Here is a 19,966-nt window from a genome sequence, read left to right as displayed (position 1 = left end):
GTGTACGTTTAACTCGTTGTTTATCTGCTGTTGTCATAATAAATCCTAAATGTGTAAACACATTTCAGGACAAGACATCTGATGAATCGTAAAAAGCCGCCATGATGGCGGCTTTTTTATGTCTTGATTTAAGGCTGTACCACCAAAACGTTGGTTTTTAATAATGCCAGCACTTTTTCTGCGGTATTGCCCATCAATTTCGCTTTTAATCCTTTGCGACCCACACTGCCTATAACAACCAGACTTGCGCCATATTCAGACGCCACACTTGGAATAACTTTGCATGCTTCGCCAGCTTTTATATGTACCGTTTCTTCGGTTAGGCTGTCATTGCCAGCCATTTTACGAATTTGTGGCAGGTATTCCGCCTTGGCTTTTCGCACCAGTTTTTTGCTGTCAACGATGCCTAAATCTTTTAATACTGGAGAAATAGACAGGCTACATACAAAATGCAATGGCATTTGCATACCCTCTGCCATTACTTTTGCTGTTTCAACCAGTTTTTTGTTTAAGGTTTGTTTGGCTTTAGATTTGGTGGCCATATCCAGCGCAACCATGACCGCCTGTTTTTTGCGCCAGCGTTTTTCGGCAACCAGTAAAACCGGTAATTCGCCATTACGGAATAAATGCCAGTCTGTGGGAGTATAAAGCGCAGTCTCACTGCGATTACCTGTTTTAATGATTAAATCATAATGCTGTTCGGCAGTATGGGTTTTTACCCAGCTGACAATATCTTTTTCCCACACTACCTCAAAACTGGCATCTAACTCTTGTTCTTTTACCTGTTTTGCTAACCAGTCATGGTGTTTTTTTAATAAGGTTTGCTGTGCCTTTTGCACATCACTTTCTGATAAATCCACCGACAAGCCGGCTAACCGTTCATAGGTAAATGCCACCACATGTACTTTGGCATCAAATCGTTCAGCCATAATCTGTGCGCGAGCCAGTGCTTTTTGTTGTTTGTCCTGTTTATCGGCTATAACCAAAATCGTGTTGATCTTCATTCGCATATTCCATGGTGGTTTTATCATCAGTGTAAAACATAAACTTTACGATTGAAATCATGCACTTGATTAGAGCGGCCAGCCACCTAGTTGTTGCCAGCGATTTACAATCGAACAAAATAATTCTGCGGTACGTTGCGTATCATACAGCGCTGAGTGCGCTTCGCGTTGATCAAAGTCAATTCCGGCCGCCTGACAGGCTTTTACCAGCACCGTTTGTCCTAATGCTAAACCGGCTAAGGTTGTGGTATCAAAAGAGACAAAGGGGTGGAAAGGTGTGCGCTTAATATTGCTGCGCTCAATCGCGGCGTTAAGAAAGCTTTGGTCAAAGGATGCATTGTGCGCCACAACGATTGAGCGCTGACAATCAGCCTCTTTTTGCGCTTTGCGTACTTGCTTGCATAGTTCTTTGATCGCCACTTTCTCATCAATGGCACCACGTAATGCACAGGTTGGATCAATACCATTAAAATCCAGCGCGGCTTTTTCTAAATTAGCCCCTGCAAAAGGCTCAATATGAAAATGGATGGTTTTATCCGGGGAAATTAAACCCTGCTCGTCCATTTTTAATGTGATAGCGGCAATTTCCAGCAGGGCATCGGTGTGTGGGTTAAAACCAGCGGTTTCTACATCTATAATGACTGGGAAATAACCTCGAAAGCGCTGATTAAGTTGATACTGAGTGTCTGACATCTGATACTTTTATTTTATAAACCAACGGCAATTATTACATGCCAATAATAGTGAACCAACTGGCACGTTAGCTGAATTGCTTATATTGTGTGTTTGAACACTAAACATTTTTTTTAAATCGTCGATAATGGGATAGGCCAAAGGGTAAATCTTGATGAAAAAACTTCTGACAATACTGAGTCTTATCCCATTTGTAAGTTATGCAGGCGTACGTCATTACAATGCCAGTGTTGAGCAATCCAGCTGGAAGCTGGGTGAAGCAACTCGTCTACAGTGTTCGTTAACGCATCCGATTGATGGTTATGGCAATGCGGTATTTAGCAGTCGCGCCGGTAAACAGCTGAATATGGAATTTGAACTGGACATGCTTAGCCTGCCAGATACCTATTCGGTAGCTAATGTTTACGCTGTGCCACCAAAATGGATGCCGGGTGCGATGCAGCGCCCCATTGCCGAAATGGCGATACGCAAACAATATAATGGTGATGTGCCGAAAAAAATGGCCTGGACTATGTTGTCGGAACTGGAAAAAGGTTACTGGCCAACCATTTATTATCAGGACTGGTACAACGATAATGATCAGGTTGCAGTGGGTTTAAACGCCAGCAACTTTGAACCGGCTTATCGTGAATTTGTGCAATGTGTTTCTGGTCTTTTGCACTTTTCCTTTGATGATATTGAATACACGGTACTGAATTACAAAAAGAACAGTTCGGAATTAACCCGTCAGTCTCAGAAAAAACTCGGCATGATCAGTGATTACCTGGCTCAGGATCAGGATATGGAACTGGTACTGGTGGATGCATATACCGATAGTTACGGCTCACCGGACCGTAATCGCCAGTTGTCCGAGCAGCGGGCCAATAGCATTAAAGATTTTTTTACTGAAAAAGGCGTTGATGCCGCTCGAATTGAAGTGACTGGACACGGTGAGCGTCGTCATATCGCTGACAACCGCAATGAATTGTCCCGTGCCAAAAACCGCCGCGTGGTCATCAGAATGGATAAGCCTTAGGGCTTAACCATTTGTGCTAAATATTTAACCGTTACATCGGTAAAATCACTGAATAAACCGTCAACTTTTATCTGTTGAAACAAAATATCCTGTAGTTGTATTGCCGTTATGCCATCGGGCAGGGCATCAACGCGAAACGTATAGGGATGAACCATTAAACCTAACTGATGTGCTTGAGCCACCAAGCCTGTGGCTTTGCCTGTTTTTACGTCCAGAATTTGCGGAAGCCAGGGGCCAATGCCCTGAACGGTTTGAGCCAGCTCTTTTAATCCTGCTGGGGTTTTCAGGAAATCATAGTCAGTTGGTGCTTCATTCCAGCTGTTTTCACCCAGCAGCTGCACCAGCCTGACTTTGGCACCCAATTCATTGCGCAGGCGTTTTAATTCTTCAAAATCAAAACATTGCACGTAGATATTCTTCTCAGGATCGTCCAGACCTTTCTGACGCAGTTTATTTATAACTAACTGGCTAATATCAACCCCCTGTTGGCGATGCCAGGCCGGGGATTTTATCTCGGGATAAAACCCCGTTTGTTTTCCGGTCATGCGATTTAGCTGAGTGATTAACTCAAACTCGTCATCAAAGGTGGCAATACGAAAATCGGCATAACCATGATATCGCCCCTTAAACACCTGCTGGCCTTTCTCATCGGTGCGCTCATGAACCCGCAGCGTTTTTAGCTCTGCAAGAGTAAAATCGAGCGCGTAATAGCGGCCATCCTTACGATGGCGTTCTGGGAAACGCTGTTCCACATCCGTTACGGTTTCCAGATGAATATCGTGCAGAACCACCAGTTTCAGGTCTTTGGTGACAACCAAATCCTGTTCGATAAAATCAGCACCCATGTTGTAAGCCAAAATGGCCGATTCCATGGTGTGTTCAGGCACATAACCCGGTGCACCGCGATGACCAATAACGACCGGCTTTGCGAAAGTTGGCCCAATTGTGAGTAGTCCGGTAAACGTGATAAAAAGCAGTTTTGCCAGTTGCATAAATGTTCCTTTTTAGCCTTTTAGGGCTTAACTATTTTATTCAATATTTTACATGTATATAGCGAACTAAAATTCACGATTCTTATATCAATGATGAAGTATTGACTTAATCACTTTGAATTATAACGTTTAAAATATTCCCATTTTCAATCCTACCCTGGCTATTTGACAGGAATATTACTAAAAATAAGTTAATAAAATATTGCTATTAAAGTTAATGGAGGTGGTAAATTATTCTTGATGTTTGTTGTTAAATTTGTTTAATTATCCTGTGCCTGATGTTTTTGTGAGCAAAAATTACTCGCAAATACACAAAAAATAAAAAGAGTAGAGCTAAATCCAGGTTCGTTGAGGACGGTATCAAGGCCTGATGTTGTTCCCTGAAAATGATGTAAGTGAGTACAGTACCGAGCCGAACAGCGTTAAGTGGCTGTCATCAAGCTTCGTAGTAAATGGATCAGTAAAACAAAAACAACATAAGATAAAGGAAAATGTATGAAAGCAATCCAACTATCCAAAACTGCTATTGCAGTGAATATGGCGATGTTCATAAGTGCAAGCATGGCGGTACCGGCCTTTGCTGCAGACGATGAAGACAAAGCCGCCGCGGAAAAAAAAGACGATAAACTTGAAGTTATACAAATTACCGGTATTCGTTCATCGCTGCGTGAGAACTTAAATAACAAACGTTTTTCCGACTCGATCGTCGATTCTATCAACACCGAAGACATTGCCAAAAATCCTGACAAAAACATGGCGGAAGCGCTGCAACGTGTTGCGGGTGTGCAAATTGAACGTCAGTTTGGGGAAGGGGCAAAAATATCGATTCGTGGTACCTCGCCTGAGTTAACCAACACGCTGGTTAATGGTCAGTCAGCTAAGTCTGCCTCTTATCTTCCAGGCCAGAATGAAAGTAATGCATTTGATTTCTCAAATATTCCTGCAGAAAGCGTATCTAAGATTGAGGTGCTTAAATCGGCACGTGCCGATATCGATGCCGGGGGCATAGGTGGTACCGTTATTTTGCATACTAAAAAGCCGTTGGAACAGGAAGATGGATATGGCTATTTAAATATTGAGGGCGAATATAATGACGCTTCAGAAAAGTCTTCACCTCAGATTTCAACCGCTTATAACTTTGTATCTGAAGATAAAAAGTTTGGTGCTTCAATTAGTTTAAGCTTGCAACAACGCAATGCGTTTCGTACTGGTTTTGAATCAGATGGTATTGCTGGAACCGCTAGCGCAGTGAGTACCGGTTTTGCTCAGACGGGTGATATCAATTGCCCGACTGAAGCCTGTGCAAGTAGTGATATCAAATTAAGAAATATGAATAATCATAATTTGATTATTACCAGACATATGGCATTAAACGGTTATACCTATGGCGATCTGGAAGCGGTTGCGGGTAATGGACCTTATTCAAACGTCAATGACCCTACTGATTCAGGTGTTTGGAATAATAGTACCCATTATTGGGGGCAACCTAACGAAGTTATTGATCCAACCTACATCGACCCTGTTTGGGGATTATTCTGGGGCGATCGACGCGCCGGAGGTTTAGGTCAGACGCCAGCAAGAACCATAGGCAATATGGTTTATGCGCCAGCATTCCAAACCGATGAAAGCCGTTTAGATACCACGATTAATTTACAATGGGCACCCACAGACGAGTTAAGTATCAATCTTGAACTTAATCAGAATAAATCTGATCGTGATAATAAAAACGATAATTTATATGCGCAGCCACACAGAATGGTGCAGCTTTTATATAGTAACGAGGTACCAGGAATTGACCCTCGCTTAGTTATGGATGCGGAGCGGGATATCGTTTTATCCGCGAACTATCCGATTGATGGAACCTCTTTGGTACGTGGTGGCGGAGAGGTTTGGGATGGTAATGGCTACTATAGCTCCGCTGGAACTTGGGGGGAGATGGTACGTCGCGACTCCAATGATCGCAGCGGTACCGAGACCGAGCAAAACAGATATCATTTAACCGTCGATTATCAGGCAGATGATTTTACCGTTAAATTGCAGGCAGGCCAGACTAAAGCTGAAAGTACAGTGATGGATCGCGCAACAACCCTGGCCACCCGATTTGGTGATTATGAAACACCATATTCAGGTGATAACCCAAATGTGCAAATCCCGACTTATGAGGGAGTTAATCTCGGCTATGCCTACAATCCGGATACAGGCAAAGTATATTGGGGCGTGCAGGCCGATCCTTCTCTAACTGGTGAAGAATTAGCTGCTGCTCAGCAGCGCGCGGAAAACTTCCTGTTAGCGCCGACCAATGAATTTTATTTGTTAAACGGAGGCCTGAGAAATACGGCTCGTTATCGTGACAACACCGAAGACTTTTTACAAGGCGATGTAACCTGGATACTTGATAACGACTTTTATATTGATAGCGTTAAATTTGGTGCTAAATATCGCAAAATTAACCGTATCGAACATTATTTTACTGAGAATGCCACTTTTCATGGTTATGCCGATCAGGCCAGTGATTTTCCGTTAATTCTGGCTGAGCAAATTGTCGGGGGAACGGTTTCAGGTTTAAATTCTGCCGGACATGACATTCCTAATGAATATTTCGATATCGACCAGGCAAAGCGCAACGAACTTCTTAATGACCACTTCTTGCTAGTTCATTCTGAAGGTAGCCCTAATGTAGGCGCTTGTACCGATGCCATTGCGGCGTCGGGTTCCAGTGAATATTACGGTTGTCGTTCTGGTATGACAGAATCGGCGGCGGATTATTATGACGTGACTGAAGAGTTATTTGCTTATTATGCGATGGCTAACTTTAGCGGTGAAAATTTCCGTGGTAATTTTGGTGTGCGTGTTGTTGATACCGATCGCGAATCAATCAGCTATGAAGTCGAAAAAGACGAAAATGGCCAGCAACTGTCTTATCCGTTAGAGCCAGGTGAAGCAGGTTATGTTGCAGAACTTGCCGGTTTCAACAAATACGTTCCACTGGTTCAAAACAGCAGCACTAAAGACTATTTACCCAGTTTTAACCTGGCTGTCGATTTAACTGAAGACATTGTGTTAAGAACTGCAGCGTCAAAGAATATTTCGCATCCAAGTCTTGAACAAATGAGAAGTAATTTTTATTTGGTCACCGAAAGATCACGACTTTATACCGATGGTCGCCAGCAGTATCTGACACCTGAAGGTAAGGCCGAACGTCTTGCTATGGATTCGCAACGTCGAGGCTCAGTGGGTAACCCTAACCTTGGCTCGTACACGTCTGTGAATAGTGAGCTGGGCATTGAGTGGTATTTTGACGAGTCTTCCATCTTTGCGATTACCGCATTCCAGAAAGACATCAAAAATATGGTTCGCTCTACCTCTCAGGTTCAAAATCTGGATGCATTAGGTGAGGAAGGCAAAACCGATAACAACGGTTATCCCATTTTTGGTGATTATGTTGTTAGCTCATACTTCAATACCGGACGTCAGAAAGTTAAAGGTGTGGAGTTGCAGTTGCAGCATGATTTTGGTGACGGATATGGTGGTTTAATTAACTACACCTATACCGATGTGCCAGAGCAAGAGTTCAGCAATTCAACCTTTTCCTATGAAATTGCCGACATGAGCGACACCGAAACTCACCAAACCGATCCGGCGCAACGTGAGTATTTCGAAGTAACAGGTTTTAGCAGTCAAACCACAACGCAATCTGAACCTATGTTTGGTCAGTCAAAAAATACACTTAACGCATCAGTTTATTATGAGGATGATACGTTCTCAGCGCGTCTGTCCTACAACTACCGTAGTGAATTTGCCGATAAAACCTATACCAATGGTATTCGTTATACCGATGCGCGCCAGCAGCTTGATTTTAAAGCGACCTATCAAATTATGGAGAATCTGATTGCCAGTTTCGCGGTGACCAACCTCACCAACGAAAACGTTGTGCAGTATATGGAAACGTCACAAATTGTTAATGATCCTGTAATTAACAAAATGAAATGGGTCGATGAAGTTGTGGATGGTGTAGCAACAGGAAATCGTGTTGTTGCTAAAGATGACAATGGCGTTGAAATTGTCGAGTCTTCCATTACTGGTGAAGAAGCATTTGAAATGTTGTCGCAAGCCAGCGGTATTCCGGTCTCGGAATTGAAACCCTATTACGAAAACCACCTAAACAAAATATATGTTAATGAGTGGACCAATGGTCGTCGTTTTTATGTAGGCGTTAACTGGACTTTTTAATAAGCTAATCAAAAGTTTATTAAGTAGTACTAAAAACAATTTAACTTAATGATAAAGCACACTAAGTAACAACTGCTTAGTGTGCTTTTTTAGTTTATTTTGATGCAGTAAGTAGGGAGGGACGAGCTATCAAAAATAGGAGAGAGCCCCTCAACAAACTGTTAATCGCGTAGTCTGCTGGATTAACTTCTTTGAATTAATTCAACTGCGTAACCATCCGGGTCACGAACAAACGCAATAACGGTATCACCACCTAATACAGGGCCCGGCTTGCGGTAAACATCAGCACCTTGTGCCTCCAGTTTTTCGCATAGCGCGTAGATATCTTCAGCACCAATAGCAATATGGCCATAGGCATTGCCCATATCATATTTATCGGTATCCCAGTTATAGGTTAATTCCAGTACTGTGTGGTCGTTTTCGTCACCGTAGCCAACAAAAGCCAGTGTGTAGCGATATTCTTCATTATCTGATTGACGTAGCAACTTCATTCCCATGATTTGGGTATAAAACTCAATTGAACGCTCGAGGTTGCCGACACGCAACATGGTATGTAATAAACGCATTTTGTGATCCATTAACTATTTGAAATTATTAAAAATGGCGATTGTAGCCTAATTTCGAAACTCTGTAGTTAGGAAGTTATTTTGAGTAGTAATTTATGTGTAAAACATTACAGAAATTTGAAAGATGACCATTGCGGTATATGACTAGGTAAAAAGCAGTTGAGTAAGGCCGCAGTAATTGCAGCCTTACTCTGTTTTATCTTTAAACTCACACAAATCTTCGATTATGCATGAGCCACAGCGATGTTTGCGTGCCACGCAGGTATAGCGGCCGTGCAGTATCAGCCAGTGATGCACATCGACTTTAAACCCGGCAGGTACCACTTTTAATAGCTTATGTTCAACCAGAATGGCATTTTTAGCTGATGCTAGTTTGGTTGGTTGGAATACCTAGATATATGATTTCCGACGGCAATGGTTAGTCAGCACAATATTGTGATTAGGTGTCACTCACTTTACTTCTTAAATTAAGGTCTATGACGATTACTTCGATGGCATTAACTTTAGGATAATATTTTGCAATGGAATTCCAATGGTTCATAAGTGCTCCACGCAATTGGTATAAGGAAATAGTCTGGTTGTTTATTCGCCATGATTTATTTGTTTTGGCTGATATCAACAACATTATTCCACACGAGGCTCCATCAGCTCTAAGATAGTCCCCAACTAGTTGATTGCGTAATCGTTCACACAAATCACTGCCTGACCAGTTTTTATCCAACATTTTAAGTTCAATTGGAACGGGTGCGTTGACGTTATTACTGGTTAACCAGATATCCATTCTTTGACTATTTGCTAATTCGGGTTCTTGCGCTGTAGTGTATTGTTCTCTACAGTTTTGGTTTAGCCAGCCAGCTACTAAATTACGAATTTCATTTTCTTGGTCTGCACGTTGCCATGTTTTCCAAGGGCTGTCATTGCCATGTTCTAACCAAGTTTTCAAGCTGTTCAACCTAAGAACACCCAACTCATAAAGTTGTTTATGAGTTTTAGGGGTAATTAGCTGTTGATGTTCAAATTGTAAAACTTGCCCGCTATTCCATGGTTCTATGTCTCCATCTGATTCAGCTCGTTTAAATGCTTGCTTTGCCATCCAAGGACGATACCTTGATTCAGGATGCTCTAATACTAGTTCTTTCAAAGCTAAATATGCAGCTTTGCCCGGTAAACCAGAAAGCAGTGAGAAAAGATGGTTTCGGGCATCTTGAGCATCATCGCGCAATTCGGGGGTATAAACTCCTTCACCTGCTCTATTTAAATCGTCGTCAGAACTGATATACATATGCGCAAGTATGTAGAGTTTTTTTAAATGCTCGGGGGTAATATATGTCCCAATACCTTTAATTCGGCCTCGTCCTCTGCGATTGCCAACCAAATGTGTGACGAATAGTTCCGTGTTAATTTTAGCTTCATCTCCGCTTAAATTTTCTAGCCATTCATCAAGTGCAGGTATCGCTTCTTCTGCTTGATAATCCACCCATAATGCGAACCATTGTGCTTTAATTTTTGCAGATTGACTTCTATGAATTTCTCCCTTCACTAGTTTGACTAGGTGCTCTTGTTCTAAATTTCCACCGACCATAATTTGCACGCAATAGTTTGGGAATTTGCTAATTTTTTCGGGATTCGCAATTAACCAGTCAAAAATTATAGGAGCTATTGCGTTGTGTATCCATGGCGCGTAATACAATATATCATGTAGAACGTAGTGTATATTTTGGTCGGAGGTAGTGTGTTCCAGCTCCCAGAGTATCTCAATTTTTATCGCTTCAATGGTTTCTGCTGAATAGGCTTTAAATAACGATTCGAGCCAGCTCGGAAATCCATTTAACTCTTTTGCTAGAAATCTAAGTGCTTGCTTCAGTTCACTTGGCGAAAGATTGTGGGGAAAAGTTGGTGATTCGCGAGATTCTATTTCCAAACCCGCCATGGCTACATTGAGAGCAGCAGGTATCGTATTGTTATATTCTGTGTGTTCAGATTGAAGTTCAACGTCGAAGTTGCGCCAAAAGTTTTGGACCGCGGTTTTATATTCTTTTGCTACCTCGTTACCAAATTCAGGAATGAGATCTTGCCATTGAGCACCTCTAACTCTGCTTTGATAGAAGTCATCTCCTTCTATTTCTAAATACAACCACCATACGTCATTTGTGAGTTGCCCTGTTTTTAACCCTGAGGCGTTATTAATCCTCGTCGGATTCGCACGTAAGGATTTAATCCACTCTAGTCTTTGTTCCTTCTTTTGTAATTCTATAATTTCATGTTTTTTCTTGCTTTTCTCTAGCCGCACTTGACTATCGCTCTTTTTTAAAACGCGAGGCCCAAGACTAGCCTGCAAACTACTCGTTAACGTAGAGTTTCCTTCTACAGCTGTTTTCAAATTATTTAAAATTCTTAGAGGTTTACCTGTCTGTTGATACAAGCGAATTACCGTGCTTAGGACAACTAATTGGTCGTCTGTAAACTCTATTGTTGGAAGACTATTTAAGAGTCGTTTGTAGGAATTTTCATCAAATAGCCAAAAACATCCGTGACAGTAGATTTCCCAATCATCAACTAGGCGCATATTTTTGTTCTCTAGAGTCGTTCTAGTTTGTTTTATACTCGCCCAATATAAAGCATCATTTAGCTCTGGCCATTTAGGTATTAAATCTTGAAGGTTGTCTTTGTAGTCGTCATATTCGGCGCTTCTCCAACTGTTCAAGTGCGGTATAGAAAGTAAGATGGATATTGCATTTTGACTCAATGCCAGCTCACATCTGGCTTCAATAATTTTTTCCAATATCAGTGCTGTGCTACTGGTTAACCATGAATACCTCTTGGATAGTTTACAATATCGAGCATTTTCGAAGGGTTCTTGATTTAACAACCTAACAAAACCATCTAGCAAACAGTCAAATACCTCAATGCTACTTTTTGCTGAGAGCTTTTTAATAAATTCTGTCAATGACCTGCGTACGCTATATAGGTCACTTTTTCCCGTATCTAATGTTAATTTATTGATTGAAATAAGTAGCTGTTGAGCATTTACAATTGTTGGAGGAAGCTCATCTAAAAATTCAGAAAGAAGTTGGTGCTCAAAGTTTTTTTCTATTTTGTTCAAGCTAACCAAAATCTTAGTACAATAGTCTTGCTCGCCTGATGACACGATAGCCCTTAAGGAAGCCCTTCTCGCGTAAATATCACGTTGGCCGTTCAGTACTATGGTTTCAAACAGGTGCAGGCTATCAATCATTTTTCCTTGCCAAGCTAAACGGCCTAAGAAAAAGATAGCGTCGTCGTTATCTACATAATTATTAATTAGTTCAATTGCTTTTTGTGTTAAATCCGGAGCAGCTATTCTAGCTATTGCAGTATTGTCTCTAGCACCACGGTTATATTCATCAGAAACAATGTTCTCTACTATGTCGTTTAGCAGTTGCTCTCGTGTCGGTAGCGGTAATACAGCAGGATCACCTCCCTCTACTGCAATTTCAGGTGCTATGGATATCGCTTGTTGATAGAAATCGTTATCAAATAAAATAAGCCAACTTAATACAGTGCGAAGTGTTGGGGCAATGACCAGTTCACCATATTGCTCTCGAAAAAAAAGTGCCTTGATTGAATTTTTATCAGCACCTGCCTTGAGCAAAGAATCAAACCATTCTGCTGCTAATAGCTCTCTAATTTCCCTATGTCGAAATCTCACTGTGTCATAAACAATGTCGTTAAATATACCAAGTTCAAGTAGCGCTCTGACGTCTTTGGGTGCCCAATCATTTAGTATTTCACTAGCGCTTATACTTTTCGTACTTGTGGTTGTCCCTGGAATTAAAATACCTGCGTGGCCAGTCAGTACGACGGATGCTGCTAGGCGACGGGCGCCATGTTGAGCTTTTTCGAGAGTCAGTGTTTGAGTGTCTGCTCTGTCTGCAGAGTGTTGGTCTGTTAGTTTTACGTTGATGTTGTGCTTTAAAAGTTCTAAACGGCTTCCAAGAGCATTATCTTCTTTCCATTTGTCAATAATGCTTTCAAGATCAAATGGCCTCTCAGCCAGACTCCATAAATTTAACCTATTTATTTCATATAGAAGTATCTCAACATTTTCGATACCACGGGCATTACAGTACTGTTCAATTCTTTCACTATCTAATGGTCTAAGCGTTAGTACTTGTAACGAGCTATTATCGTTATTGGAATCGCTATCGGATAGCTCATGGTTACTTTCTGCAGGCTTAGGTAGGAACAATTTGTCATCCATGAGCTTTCTATCTTCTGATGGCCTCCATGCATATGGTCTGCTGGATACAAATATGTGAGCTCTGTGCTTCGCATTGGTAATACTCTTAGAGAACTTATCGATTGCTTTTTTAAAAGCGCTTGGACTATTTAATCTGGCTTCGTCAACCGAATCTAAAAAGAACCAAGCTTCATCATAATTATCAAGCCATTGTTTAAACTGTTCTTGTGAACCAACTTCGAATGCATTTTCAAAGTCACTGTCGATATCTTCAATACGAATAAAAAATGAAGGAAGGCCTTGAGCTTTCAGTTTCAGAGCCTGCTGTTTAAGTTCCTCAGTTTTTCCTGCCCCAGCTTCTGCTAAAATAACGCAACGAAATTCTTTTAAAACATCACACCATTCCGTGTGTTTAGAGCTTCCAAGGAATGAACTCCAATTTTCCTCATATTCACTATTTTTGTTATTAGGTACAGGTGAAAATGTTCTATTTAATTGGATGTAGTTTCCCATAGCTTCCTAGTTCCTTCTTATATAAAACGTTATTTGGAAAAATCCATCCAGTCCGTAGATATCATCCAATTACATTATTCGGTTTTATCCTTAAACTCACACAAATCTTCGATTAGGCAAGAACCACAGCGAGGTTTGCGTGCCACGCAGGTATAGCGGCCGTGCAGAATCAGCCAGTGGTGTACATCGACTTTAAATTCGGCAGGTACCACTTTAAGTAACTTTTGCTCCACCACATCGACATTTTTGCCCGGGGCGAAATTGGTACGGTTGGATACGCGGTAAATATGTGTGTCCACGGCGATGGTCGGCCAGCCAAAGGCGGTATTTAATACCACGTTGGCGGTTTTGCGGCCGACACCGGGCAAGGCTTCTAATGCGGCTCGGTCTTCAGGCACTTCACCGTTGTGTAAATCTACCAGCATCTGGCAGGTTTTCATGGTGTTAACCGCTTTGGTGTTAAACAGGCCAATCGTTTTTATATAGTCTTTGAGTTTTTCTAACCCTAAATCGAGTATTGCTTGCGGCGTATTGGCAACAGGGAACAGTTTGGCCGTGGCTTTATTGACGCCAACATCGGTCGCTTGCGCTGATAACAATACTGCAATCAGCAATTCAAACGGTGAGCTGAAGTTTAGCTCAGTGGTAGGGTGGGGATTGTTGTCCCGCAGTCGGGTTAGGATCTCGATTCGTTTTTGTTTATTCATGATTAACTGTCGGCGGTCACTCTGGCGCGGGTGATGGTCGATGCCGCTTTGGGTTGTTCAAAACGTTTTTCTAAATGGTTATTCAGTACATTTTTGAGTGCGATTAACAGCCCCATGCCGATAAAGGCCCCTGGCGGTAATATGGCGAGTAAAAAGGCGTTATCCGGGGTGAAAAAGGTGATTTTAAGGCTTTGTGCCCAGTCGCCCAGTAACAAATGTGCACCATCAAATAATGTACCGTTACCCAGCAATTCACGCATGGCACCTAAAATAACTAGTACTAAAGTAAAACCTAATCCCATCATCAGGCCATCGAAGGCGGCAAATTTCACCGGATTTTTACAGGCATACGCTTCGGCACGGCCGATAATCGCGCAGTTGGTGACAATCAGCGGAATAAAAATACCGAGCGCCTGATACAACTCAAAGGTATAGGCATTCATTAATAACTGTACTATGGTTACAAACGAAGCGATAACCATCACAAAAACCGGAATACGGATTTCGTTAGGCACCAGATTACGCACCATAGACACAGTGCTGTTTGAGCCAATTAAAACCAAAGTAGTGGCAAGACCTAAACCCAAACCGTTGGTTAAGGTCGCTGTCACAGCTAACAGCGGGCATAAACCCAGTAACTGAACCAAGGCGGCATTGTTTTTCCACAAACCCTGCCAGCTAATGTTTTTGTATTCGGCGTTGTCCGCTGATTTATCGATATCAATTTCGTTATCGATTGGTGCGTCTAAGGTGGTATCGCTCATGATGCACTCCCACATTGATTGCTGGCGGCAATAATCTCAGCCTGATGTTGTTGATAATACTGCACGGTATTTCTTACCGCTTTGACCACGGCTCGCGGGGTAATGGTAGCGCCGGTGAACTGATCAAACTGACCGCCGTCTTTTTTCACCGCCCATTGTTGTTCCAGGCCTTTTTCGTATTTTTTGTCGTGAAAACCCAGGATCCAGTCACTAACACGTAAATCAATTTTATCGCCAAGCCCTGGTGTTTCCTGATGATTCAATACGCGCACACCACCTACCTGATGTTCACCAATAATACTGACCACCAGTTCAATACGGCCGTTGTAACCATCGGGTGCCACGCTTTCAATCGCCACCGCTACCGGTTGACCTTGTTTGCTAGCGCGGTAAATGGTGTGTGAACCCGGACCTAAATCCTGATTGTTGTTCACTACAATGCAATCGTGCAATAAATCGTTGTCGTATAACTTAGGCGACAGAATCGCATCCAAAATGCCACGTAGTTGCTGATTCTGTTGTTGTTTAATCACAGGTGCAGTGACGATTTGTGTAATGCTGATTAAAGCCGTGCTCACCAAAGCAAACCCCGCCAGAATCAGGCCGTTTTTAGATATGTTTTTCATCGTGCAGACCGTCCATGACCATAAGTGCGAGGGCGGAAGTAATAATCAATCAAAGGCACTGCCATATTCATAATTAATACTGAAAACGCGATGGCATCCGGATAACCACCAAAGATGCGGATAAGGTAAATCCAAAAACCAATGGCGGCACCAAATATTAAACGGCCTTTATTGGTCGTGGCCGCCGATACCGGATCGGTGGCTATAAAAAAGGCGCCGAGCATGATGCCACCACTAAATAAATGGAAAGTGGCACTGGCAAAACGATCGCCATCGACTAAATGGAACAATGTTGCCATTACTGCCAAACTAAGAAGCAAGCTAACCGGTATATGCCAGTTAATGGCTTTTTGTTTTAGCAGCACTAAACCACCGGCTAAATACGCCATATTGACCCACAACCAGCCTATGCCTAAACCATTATCAAAAATCGCATTGTTGAGACTTTCTGAATAGGTCATGCCTAAGGTTAAATCGGTTTTAAGCTGGTCCAGTGGCGTCGCCATGGTATGGCCGTCTATGCCTGCCTGTAACTGCGCCAGGCTGTAACCTTCACGACTGTACTGGGTGAAAATCATCGACAGCGAATCAAGAAAATCCGCGCTATGCAGTGCAATGCTGGCTGGCGGTAACCAGGCCGTCATTTGCACCGGAAACGAAATCAGCAATACCACATAAGCGGCCATTGCCGGGTTAAATAAGTTAAAGCCAAGTCCACCATAAAGCTGCTTAACAATAGCGATGGCAAAAAATGCGCCGATAACACTAATCCACCATGGCGCAAAAGGTGGGATGCTCACCGCCAGTAATAAGGCTGTAAGAATGGCGGATGAGTCTTTTATCGCCACTTCAAAATTGCGCTTACGCACTTCAAGAATAATCACTTCAGTGACCACAGCTGTGACTGTTGCCAGGGCAAAATGGATCAAACTGCCCCAGCCAAATAACCAGCTTTGTACCAGTAAACCGGGCAGGGCACACCAGATCACCAGACGCATAAGTTGCGCAGTATTACGTTGACTGTGTTGATGAGGGGAGCTGGCTAACTTAAAGCTCATGAATTGTCCTCTTGGGCATCTTTTTTGGCTTGCTGACGTGCTTTCGCTTTGGCCACTGCTGCCGCAATGCGTTGTTTTTTATCTTGTGCCGTTTGCTGTTCATTCTCAGGCGTATCGGTTTCGCTGCTTAAGGACTCAGAAGTAGCCTCGGGCTCTGAAATAGCTTCTGACTCAGAGCCATCCTGAGGCTTTTCTGCTCGTTGTTGCGCAGCCTTTTTAGCTTTTGCCTTGGCGATCGCAGCGGCAACACGTTGCTTTTTCTGCTGATATTCTGGCTCTGAGTTATCTGCTGACGAGGCACCTGCCGGCTCTGCGTCAGTTTGTTGGTTATCGGCTGCTTTGTCGTTAGCAGCGGATTGTTGTTCGGCTAATTTTGCTTCACGTTTGGCTTTGGCACGTGCAATAGCCGCGGCAACTTGTTGCTTTTTATCATCCTGAGCTGAATCGGCTGCGATGGGTGTTGATTCCTCTTCGCTAGATTCAGATGCAGATTCTTCAGCGAGTTTAGCCGTGCGTTTTGCTTTGGCACGGGCAATGGCTTCCGCTACCTGCTGTTTTTTAACATCCGCTGGTGCGGCATCTGCCGGTTTTGTTGCGTTATCAGCGTTTGATAATTCATCCCCGGAAACGCCATCCTGTGCTTTGTCGATTGTTGCATCAGATTGTTTCGCGGCACGTTTGGCTTTGGCGCGTGCAATCGCATCGGCCACTTGTTGTTTTTTATTGTCCGCCTCATCTGCTGTTTGGCTGGTGTCTTCGGATGGGGCTTTTTTCGCTTTGGCTCTGGCCAGTGCAGCGGCGATTTTGGCTTTGGCATCGCTACCATCAGCTTGCATCGCTTGTTTACGTGCTTCAGCCGCCTGACGGTGTTTTTCCTCACGCTCTATCTGGTCGCGCTCTAAGCGCGCTTTTCTGGCTTCAAAACGCTCACGGGCTTTATCGGCCTGAATCTTTTCCTGCTGGGCGCTGCGAATATCGGCTTTGGCGGTGCGGTAATAGTGCACCAACGGAATATCACTGGGGCAAACGTAGGCACAGGCACCACATTCTATACAATCAAACAGATTATATTCCTGCGCTTTTTCATGGTCGTCTGCTTTGGCATACCACAATAATTGTTGTGGTAATAAGCTGGCAGGACAGGCATCCGCACAGGCCGAACAACGAATACAGGCTTGTTTCTGTGGGGGGAGCGGCATTTCGCTTAAACTGGGCGCCAATATACAGTTGGTGGTTTTTACCACCGGGATGTGATCATTGGCTAAGGCAAAGCCCATCATGGGGCCACCCATGATTAAACGCTCAGTGCTTGCCGGCTGATATCCGGCATGGGCTAATAAATGCGAAATTGGGGTGCCAATTGGTGCCCATACATTTTGTGGAGCATCGAATTGTTCACCGGTTAGGGTAACAACCCGTTGAATCAGCGGTTTACCCGAAAAAATAGCATCGGCAATGGCGTAACAGGTGCCGACGTTTTGCATGATCACACCAATATCCACCGGCAAACCATTTTGTGGTACTTCTTGCCCGGTTAAAGTTTGGATCAATTGTTTTTCGCCGCCTGCGGGATATTTAGTGGGAACAACACAAATCTGATACTGCTCGTTATCACGGCACGCCACCCGCATGGCTTCTGCCGCTTCGGGTTTATTGTCTTCTATGCCAATCAATACTTGTTTGGGATTGAGTAAATATTGCAATACATCAATTCCCTGACGAATTTGCCAGGCGTATTCGCGCATTAATCTGTCATCTGAGGTGATATAAGGTTCACACTCAATACCGTTAATAATTAAAAACTGAACGTCTTTTTTCGGTGAGACTTTTATATGGGTTGGAAAGCCTGCACCACCCATACCTGAAATACCGGCTTTGCAAATGGCTTCCACCACTTTGGATTTGTTTTGTTGCTGGTAATCCTGCATGGGTTTTAAGTCAATCCACTGACCTAAACCATCGGGTTTGATATGTACCGCCATTTCGGGCAGTGCAGACGGATGAGCGCTCGGATGCACATCAATGGCTTCGATGGTGCCTGATGTTGGCGCATGTACCGGCACCGAAAAAGGATTGGCACTATGGGTTAAGGCCTCACCTTTTAATACTCGCTGACCTACTTCAACTTTTATTTTGCCTTCCGAGCCAATGTGTTGTTTAACACTGACATGTAACAGCTCTGGCAGGGCGATGTTGTCAATGCTGCCTTGGTTGGATATGTCTTTACGTGACGGCGGATGAACGCCACCCGGGAAGTCCCACCAACGTTGATTTTTTATGCGGTTTAATAAGGATTCCACGGTTACCTCAACTCACTTGCTTAACCGGGATACTGTTTAAATCCCAACGCCATGACTGCGCAGTGGCTTCAACCGGACGCATTTCAATGCAATCCACAGGGCAGGGGTCGACACATAAATCACAACCCGTGCATTCATCACTAATAACAGTGTGCATATGTTTAGCGGCACCTAAAATAGCGTCTACCGGACAGGCAACAATACATTTTGTGCAACCTATACATTCATCTTCGCGGATAAAAGCCACTTTTTTGATGGGCTCCTGTGCGTGGCTGTCATCTAACGGTTTGGGATCTACCCCCATTAAATCTGCCAGATTTTTAACCGTTGCTTCTCCACCGGGAGGACATTTATTAATGTCATCGCCATTTGCGATGGCTTCGGCATAGGGTTTACAGCCAGGATAACCACACTGACCACACTGGGTTTGCGGCAATAATTTGTCAATTTGATCAACTAACGGGTCAGCTTCAACTTTAAAGCGCACCGCAGCATAACCGAGGATCAAACCGAATATGAGTGCCAGCAAGCCAATGGCAAATAAGGAATAAACAAACAACATTAAAACTTAACCAATCCGGTAAATCCCATAAAGGCGAGCGACATCAGACCTGCGGTTATCATGGCAATGGACGCACCTTTAAATGGGGTTGGTACATCGGCAGCAGCTAAACGCTCACGCATAGCGGCAAATAAAATCAATACCAGTGAAAAACCAACCGCAGCGCCAAAGCCATAAATGACTGACTGGGTAAAATTGTGGTTTTCGTTAATGTTTAATAATGCCACACCCAATACAGCACAGTTGGTGGTAATAAGTGGCAGGAAGATACCCAATAAGCGATAAAGCGTCGGGCTGGTTTTATGTACCACCATTTCAGTAAATTGCACCACAACCGCAATAACCAGAATAAAGCTCAGGGTACGCAAGTAGCCTATGCCAAGCGGCATTAAAATATAATGTTCAACCAGATAACTGGATAGGGAAGCGAGGGTTAAAACAAAGGTGGTTGCCAGTGACATACCAATGGCCGTTTCTAAGCGACCAGAAACACCCATAAAGGGGCAGAGTCCCAGAAATTTAACCAATACAAAGTTATTAACCAGTACGGTACCGACCAATAACAACAAATATTCGGACATAACGTAAATTAAACAGCCTGATTGGCAGAAAATATAAGATGCATTATCCGTTTTTATGCGTCGATTAACAACTTGAATAGCAGCAAAAATCGCTTAACTGCTTAAGATTTGAGTTTGATTTTATTAAGAATTTTTA

The 19,966-nt window shown here is 43.2% G+C and carries 14 protein-coding genes and 1 pseudogene; 2 read left to right on the top strand and 13 right to left on the bottom strand.

Annotated features, from left to right (window positions below):
• Positions 1-128 precede the first annotated feature (128 nt).
• Positions 129-1,004 carry a universal stress protein gene (locus tag H8B19_RS13125; RefSeq protein ID WP_186507346.1) on the bottom strand — a complete coding sequence of 292 codons (876 nt, stop codon included), beginning with the start codon at positions 1,002-1,004 and terminating at the stop codon, positions 129-131.
• 69 nt (positions 1,005-1,073) lie between these two features.
• Positions 1,074-1,697 carry a ribonuclease T gene (gene rnt / locus H8B19_RS13120; RefSeq protein WP_186507345.1) on the bottom strand — a complete coding sequence of 208 codons (624 nt, stop codon included), beginning with the start codon at positions 1,695-1,697 and terminating at the stop codon, positions 1,074-1,076.
• Positions 1,698-1,851: 154 nt separating this feature from the next.
• Between rnt and H8B19_RS13115 the strand changes: the two genes are divergently transcribed.
• Positions 1,852-2,712 (top strand): flagellar protein MotY, encoded by an 861-nt coding sequence (locus tag H8B19_RS13115; RefSeq protein ID WP_186507344.1) that lies wholly within the window; start codon positions 1,852-1,854, stop codon positions 2,710-2,712.
• On the opposite strand, the gene glpQ is transcribed toward H8B19_RS13115, so the two are convergent.
• On the bottom strand, positions 2,709-3,704 hold the full coding sequence (gene glpQ, locus H8B19_RS13110; protein WP_186507343.1) for a glycerophosphodiester phosphodiesterase: 996 nt from the start codon (positions 3,702-3,704) through the stop codon (positions 2,709-2,711). The two genes, H8B19_RS13115 and glpQ, sit on opposite strands and share 4 nt — an antisense overlap.
• A 495-nt stretch (positions 3,705-4,199) precedes the next feature.
• Here glpQ and H8B19_RS13105 point away from each other — a divergent pair, with 495 nt between their 5' ends.
• Positions 4,200-7,934: a TonB-dependent receptor gene (locus tag H8B19_RS13105; protein WP_186507342.1), complete on the top strand. Its 3,735-nt coding sequence runs from the start codon at positions 4,200-4,202 to the stop codon at positions 7,932-7,934.
• A 182-nt stretch (positions 7,935-8,116) separates the two neighbouring features.
• Here H8B19_RS13105 and gloA read toward each other — a convergent pair whose 3' ends face one another.
• From gloA to rsxA, 10 genes and pseudogenes are all read right to left on the bottom strand, one after another.
• Positions 8,117-8,500, bottom strand: coding sequence for a lactoylglutathione lyase (gene gloA / locus H8B19_RS13100; RefSeq protein WP_186507341.1), 384 nt, complete (start codon positions 8,498-8,500; stop codon positions 8,117-8,119).
• A 186-nt stretch (positions 8,501-8,686) separates the two neighbouring features.
• Positions 8,687-8,919, bottom strand: a pseudogene (locus H8B19_RS19040) (endonuclease III); the annotation flags it as partial.
• A 20-nt stretch (positions 8,920-8,939) separates the two neighbouring features.
• Positions 8,940-13,232 carry an NACHT domain-containing protein gene (locus tag H8B19_RS13095; RefSeq protein ID WP_186507340.1) on the bottom strand — a complete coding sequence of 1,431 codons (4,293 nt, stop codon included), beginning with the start codon at positions 13,230-13,232 and terminating at the stop codon, positions 8,940-8,942.
• A 74-nt stretch (positions 13,233-13,306) separates the two neighbouring features.
• Positions 13,307-13,939: an endonuclease III gene (gene nth, locus H8B19_RS13090; RefSeq protein WP_186507339.1), complete on the bottom strand. Its 633-nt coding sequence runs from the start codon at positions 13,937-13,939 to the stop codon at positions 13,307-13,309.
• A 2-nt stretch (positions 13,940-13,941) separates the two neighbouring features.
• Positions 13,942-14,703: an electron transport complex subunit E gene (locus H8B19_RS13085; RefSeq protein WP_186507338.1), complete on the bottom strand. Its 762-nt coding sequence runs from the start codon at positions 14,701-14,703 to the stop codon at positions 13,942-13,944.
• On the bottom strand, positions 14,700-15,329 hold the full coding sequence (rsxG, locus tag H8B19_RS13080; RefSeq protein WP_186507337.1) for an electron transport complex subunit RsxG: 630 nt from the start codon (positions 15,327-15,329) through the stop codon (positions 14,700-14,702). Before rsxG ends, H8B19_RS13085 begins: the two co-directional genes overlap by 4 nt.
• Positions 15,326-16,387: an electron transport complex subunit RsxD gene (rsxD, locus tag H8B19_RS13075; RefSeq protein WP_186507336.1), complete on the bottom strand. Its 1,062-nt coding sequence runs from the start codon at positions 16,385-16,387 to the stop codon at positions 15,326-15,328. Before rsxD ends, rsxG begins: the two co-directional genes overlap by 4 nt.
• Complete coding sequence (gene rsxC, locus H8B19_RS13070; protein WP_186507335.1) at positions 16,384-18,687, bottom strand: electron transport complex subunit RsxC; 2,304 nt, start codon at positions 18,685-18,687, stop codon at positions 16,384-16,386. The genes rsxD and rsxC overlap by 4 nt, the downstream gene beginning before the upstream one ends.
• 7 nt (positions 18,688-18,694) lie before the next feature.
• Complete coding sequence (gene rsxB, locus H8B19_RS13065; RefSeq protein WP_186507334.1) at positions 18,695-19,249, bottom strand: electron transport complex subunit RsxB; 555 nt, start codon at positions 19,247-19,249, stop codon at positions 18,695-18,697.
• The gene (gene rsxA / locus H8B19_RS13060) at positions 19,249-19,830 is read right to left on the bottom strand and encodes an electron transport complex subunit RsxA (RefSeq protein ID WP_186507333.1); all 582 of its coding nucleotides are present in this window, start codon (positions 19,828-19,830) and stop codon (positions 19,249-19,251) included. Before rsxA ends, rsxB begins: the two co-directional genes overlap by 1 nt.
• Between the last annotated feature and the right edge of the window lie 136 nt (positions 19,831-19,966).

It is taken from the genome of Neptunicella marina (assembly GCF_014270035.1).
GTDB lineage: Bacteria > Pseudomonadota > Gammaproteobacteria > Enterobacterales > Alteromonadaceae > Neptunicella > Neptunicella marina.
The sequence above is the reverse complement of the archived record's forward strand: the minus strand, read 5'-3'. Positions and strand labels throughout refer to the sequence as shown.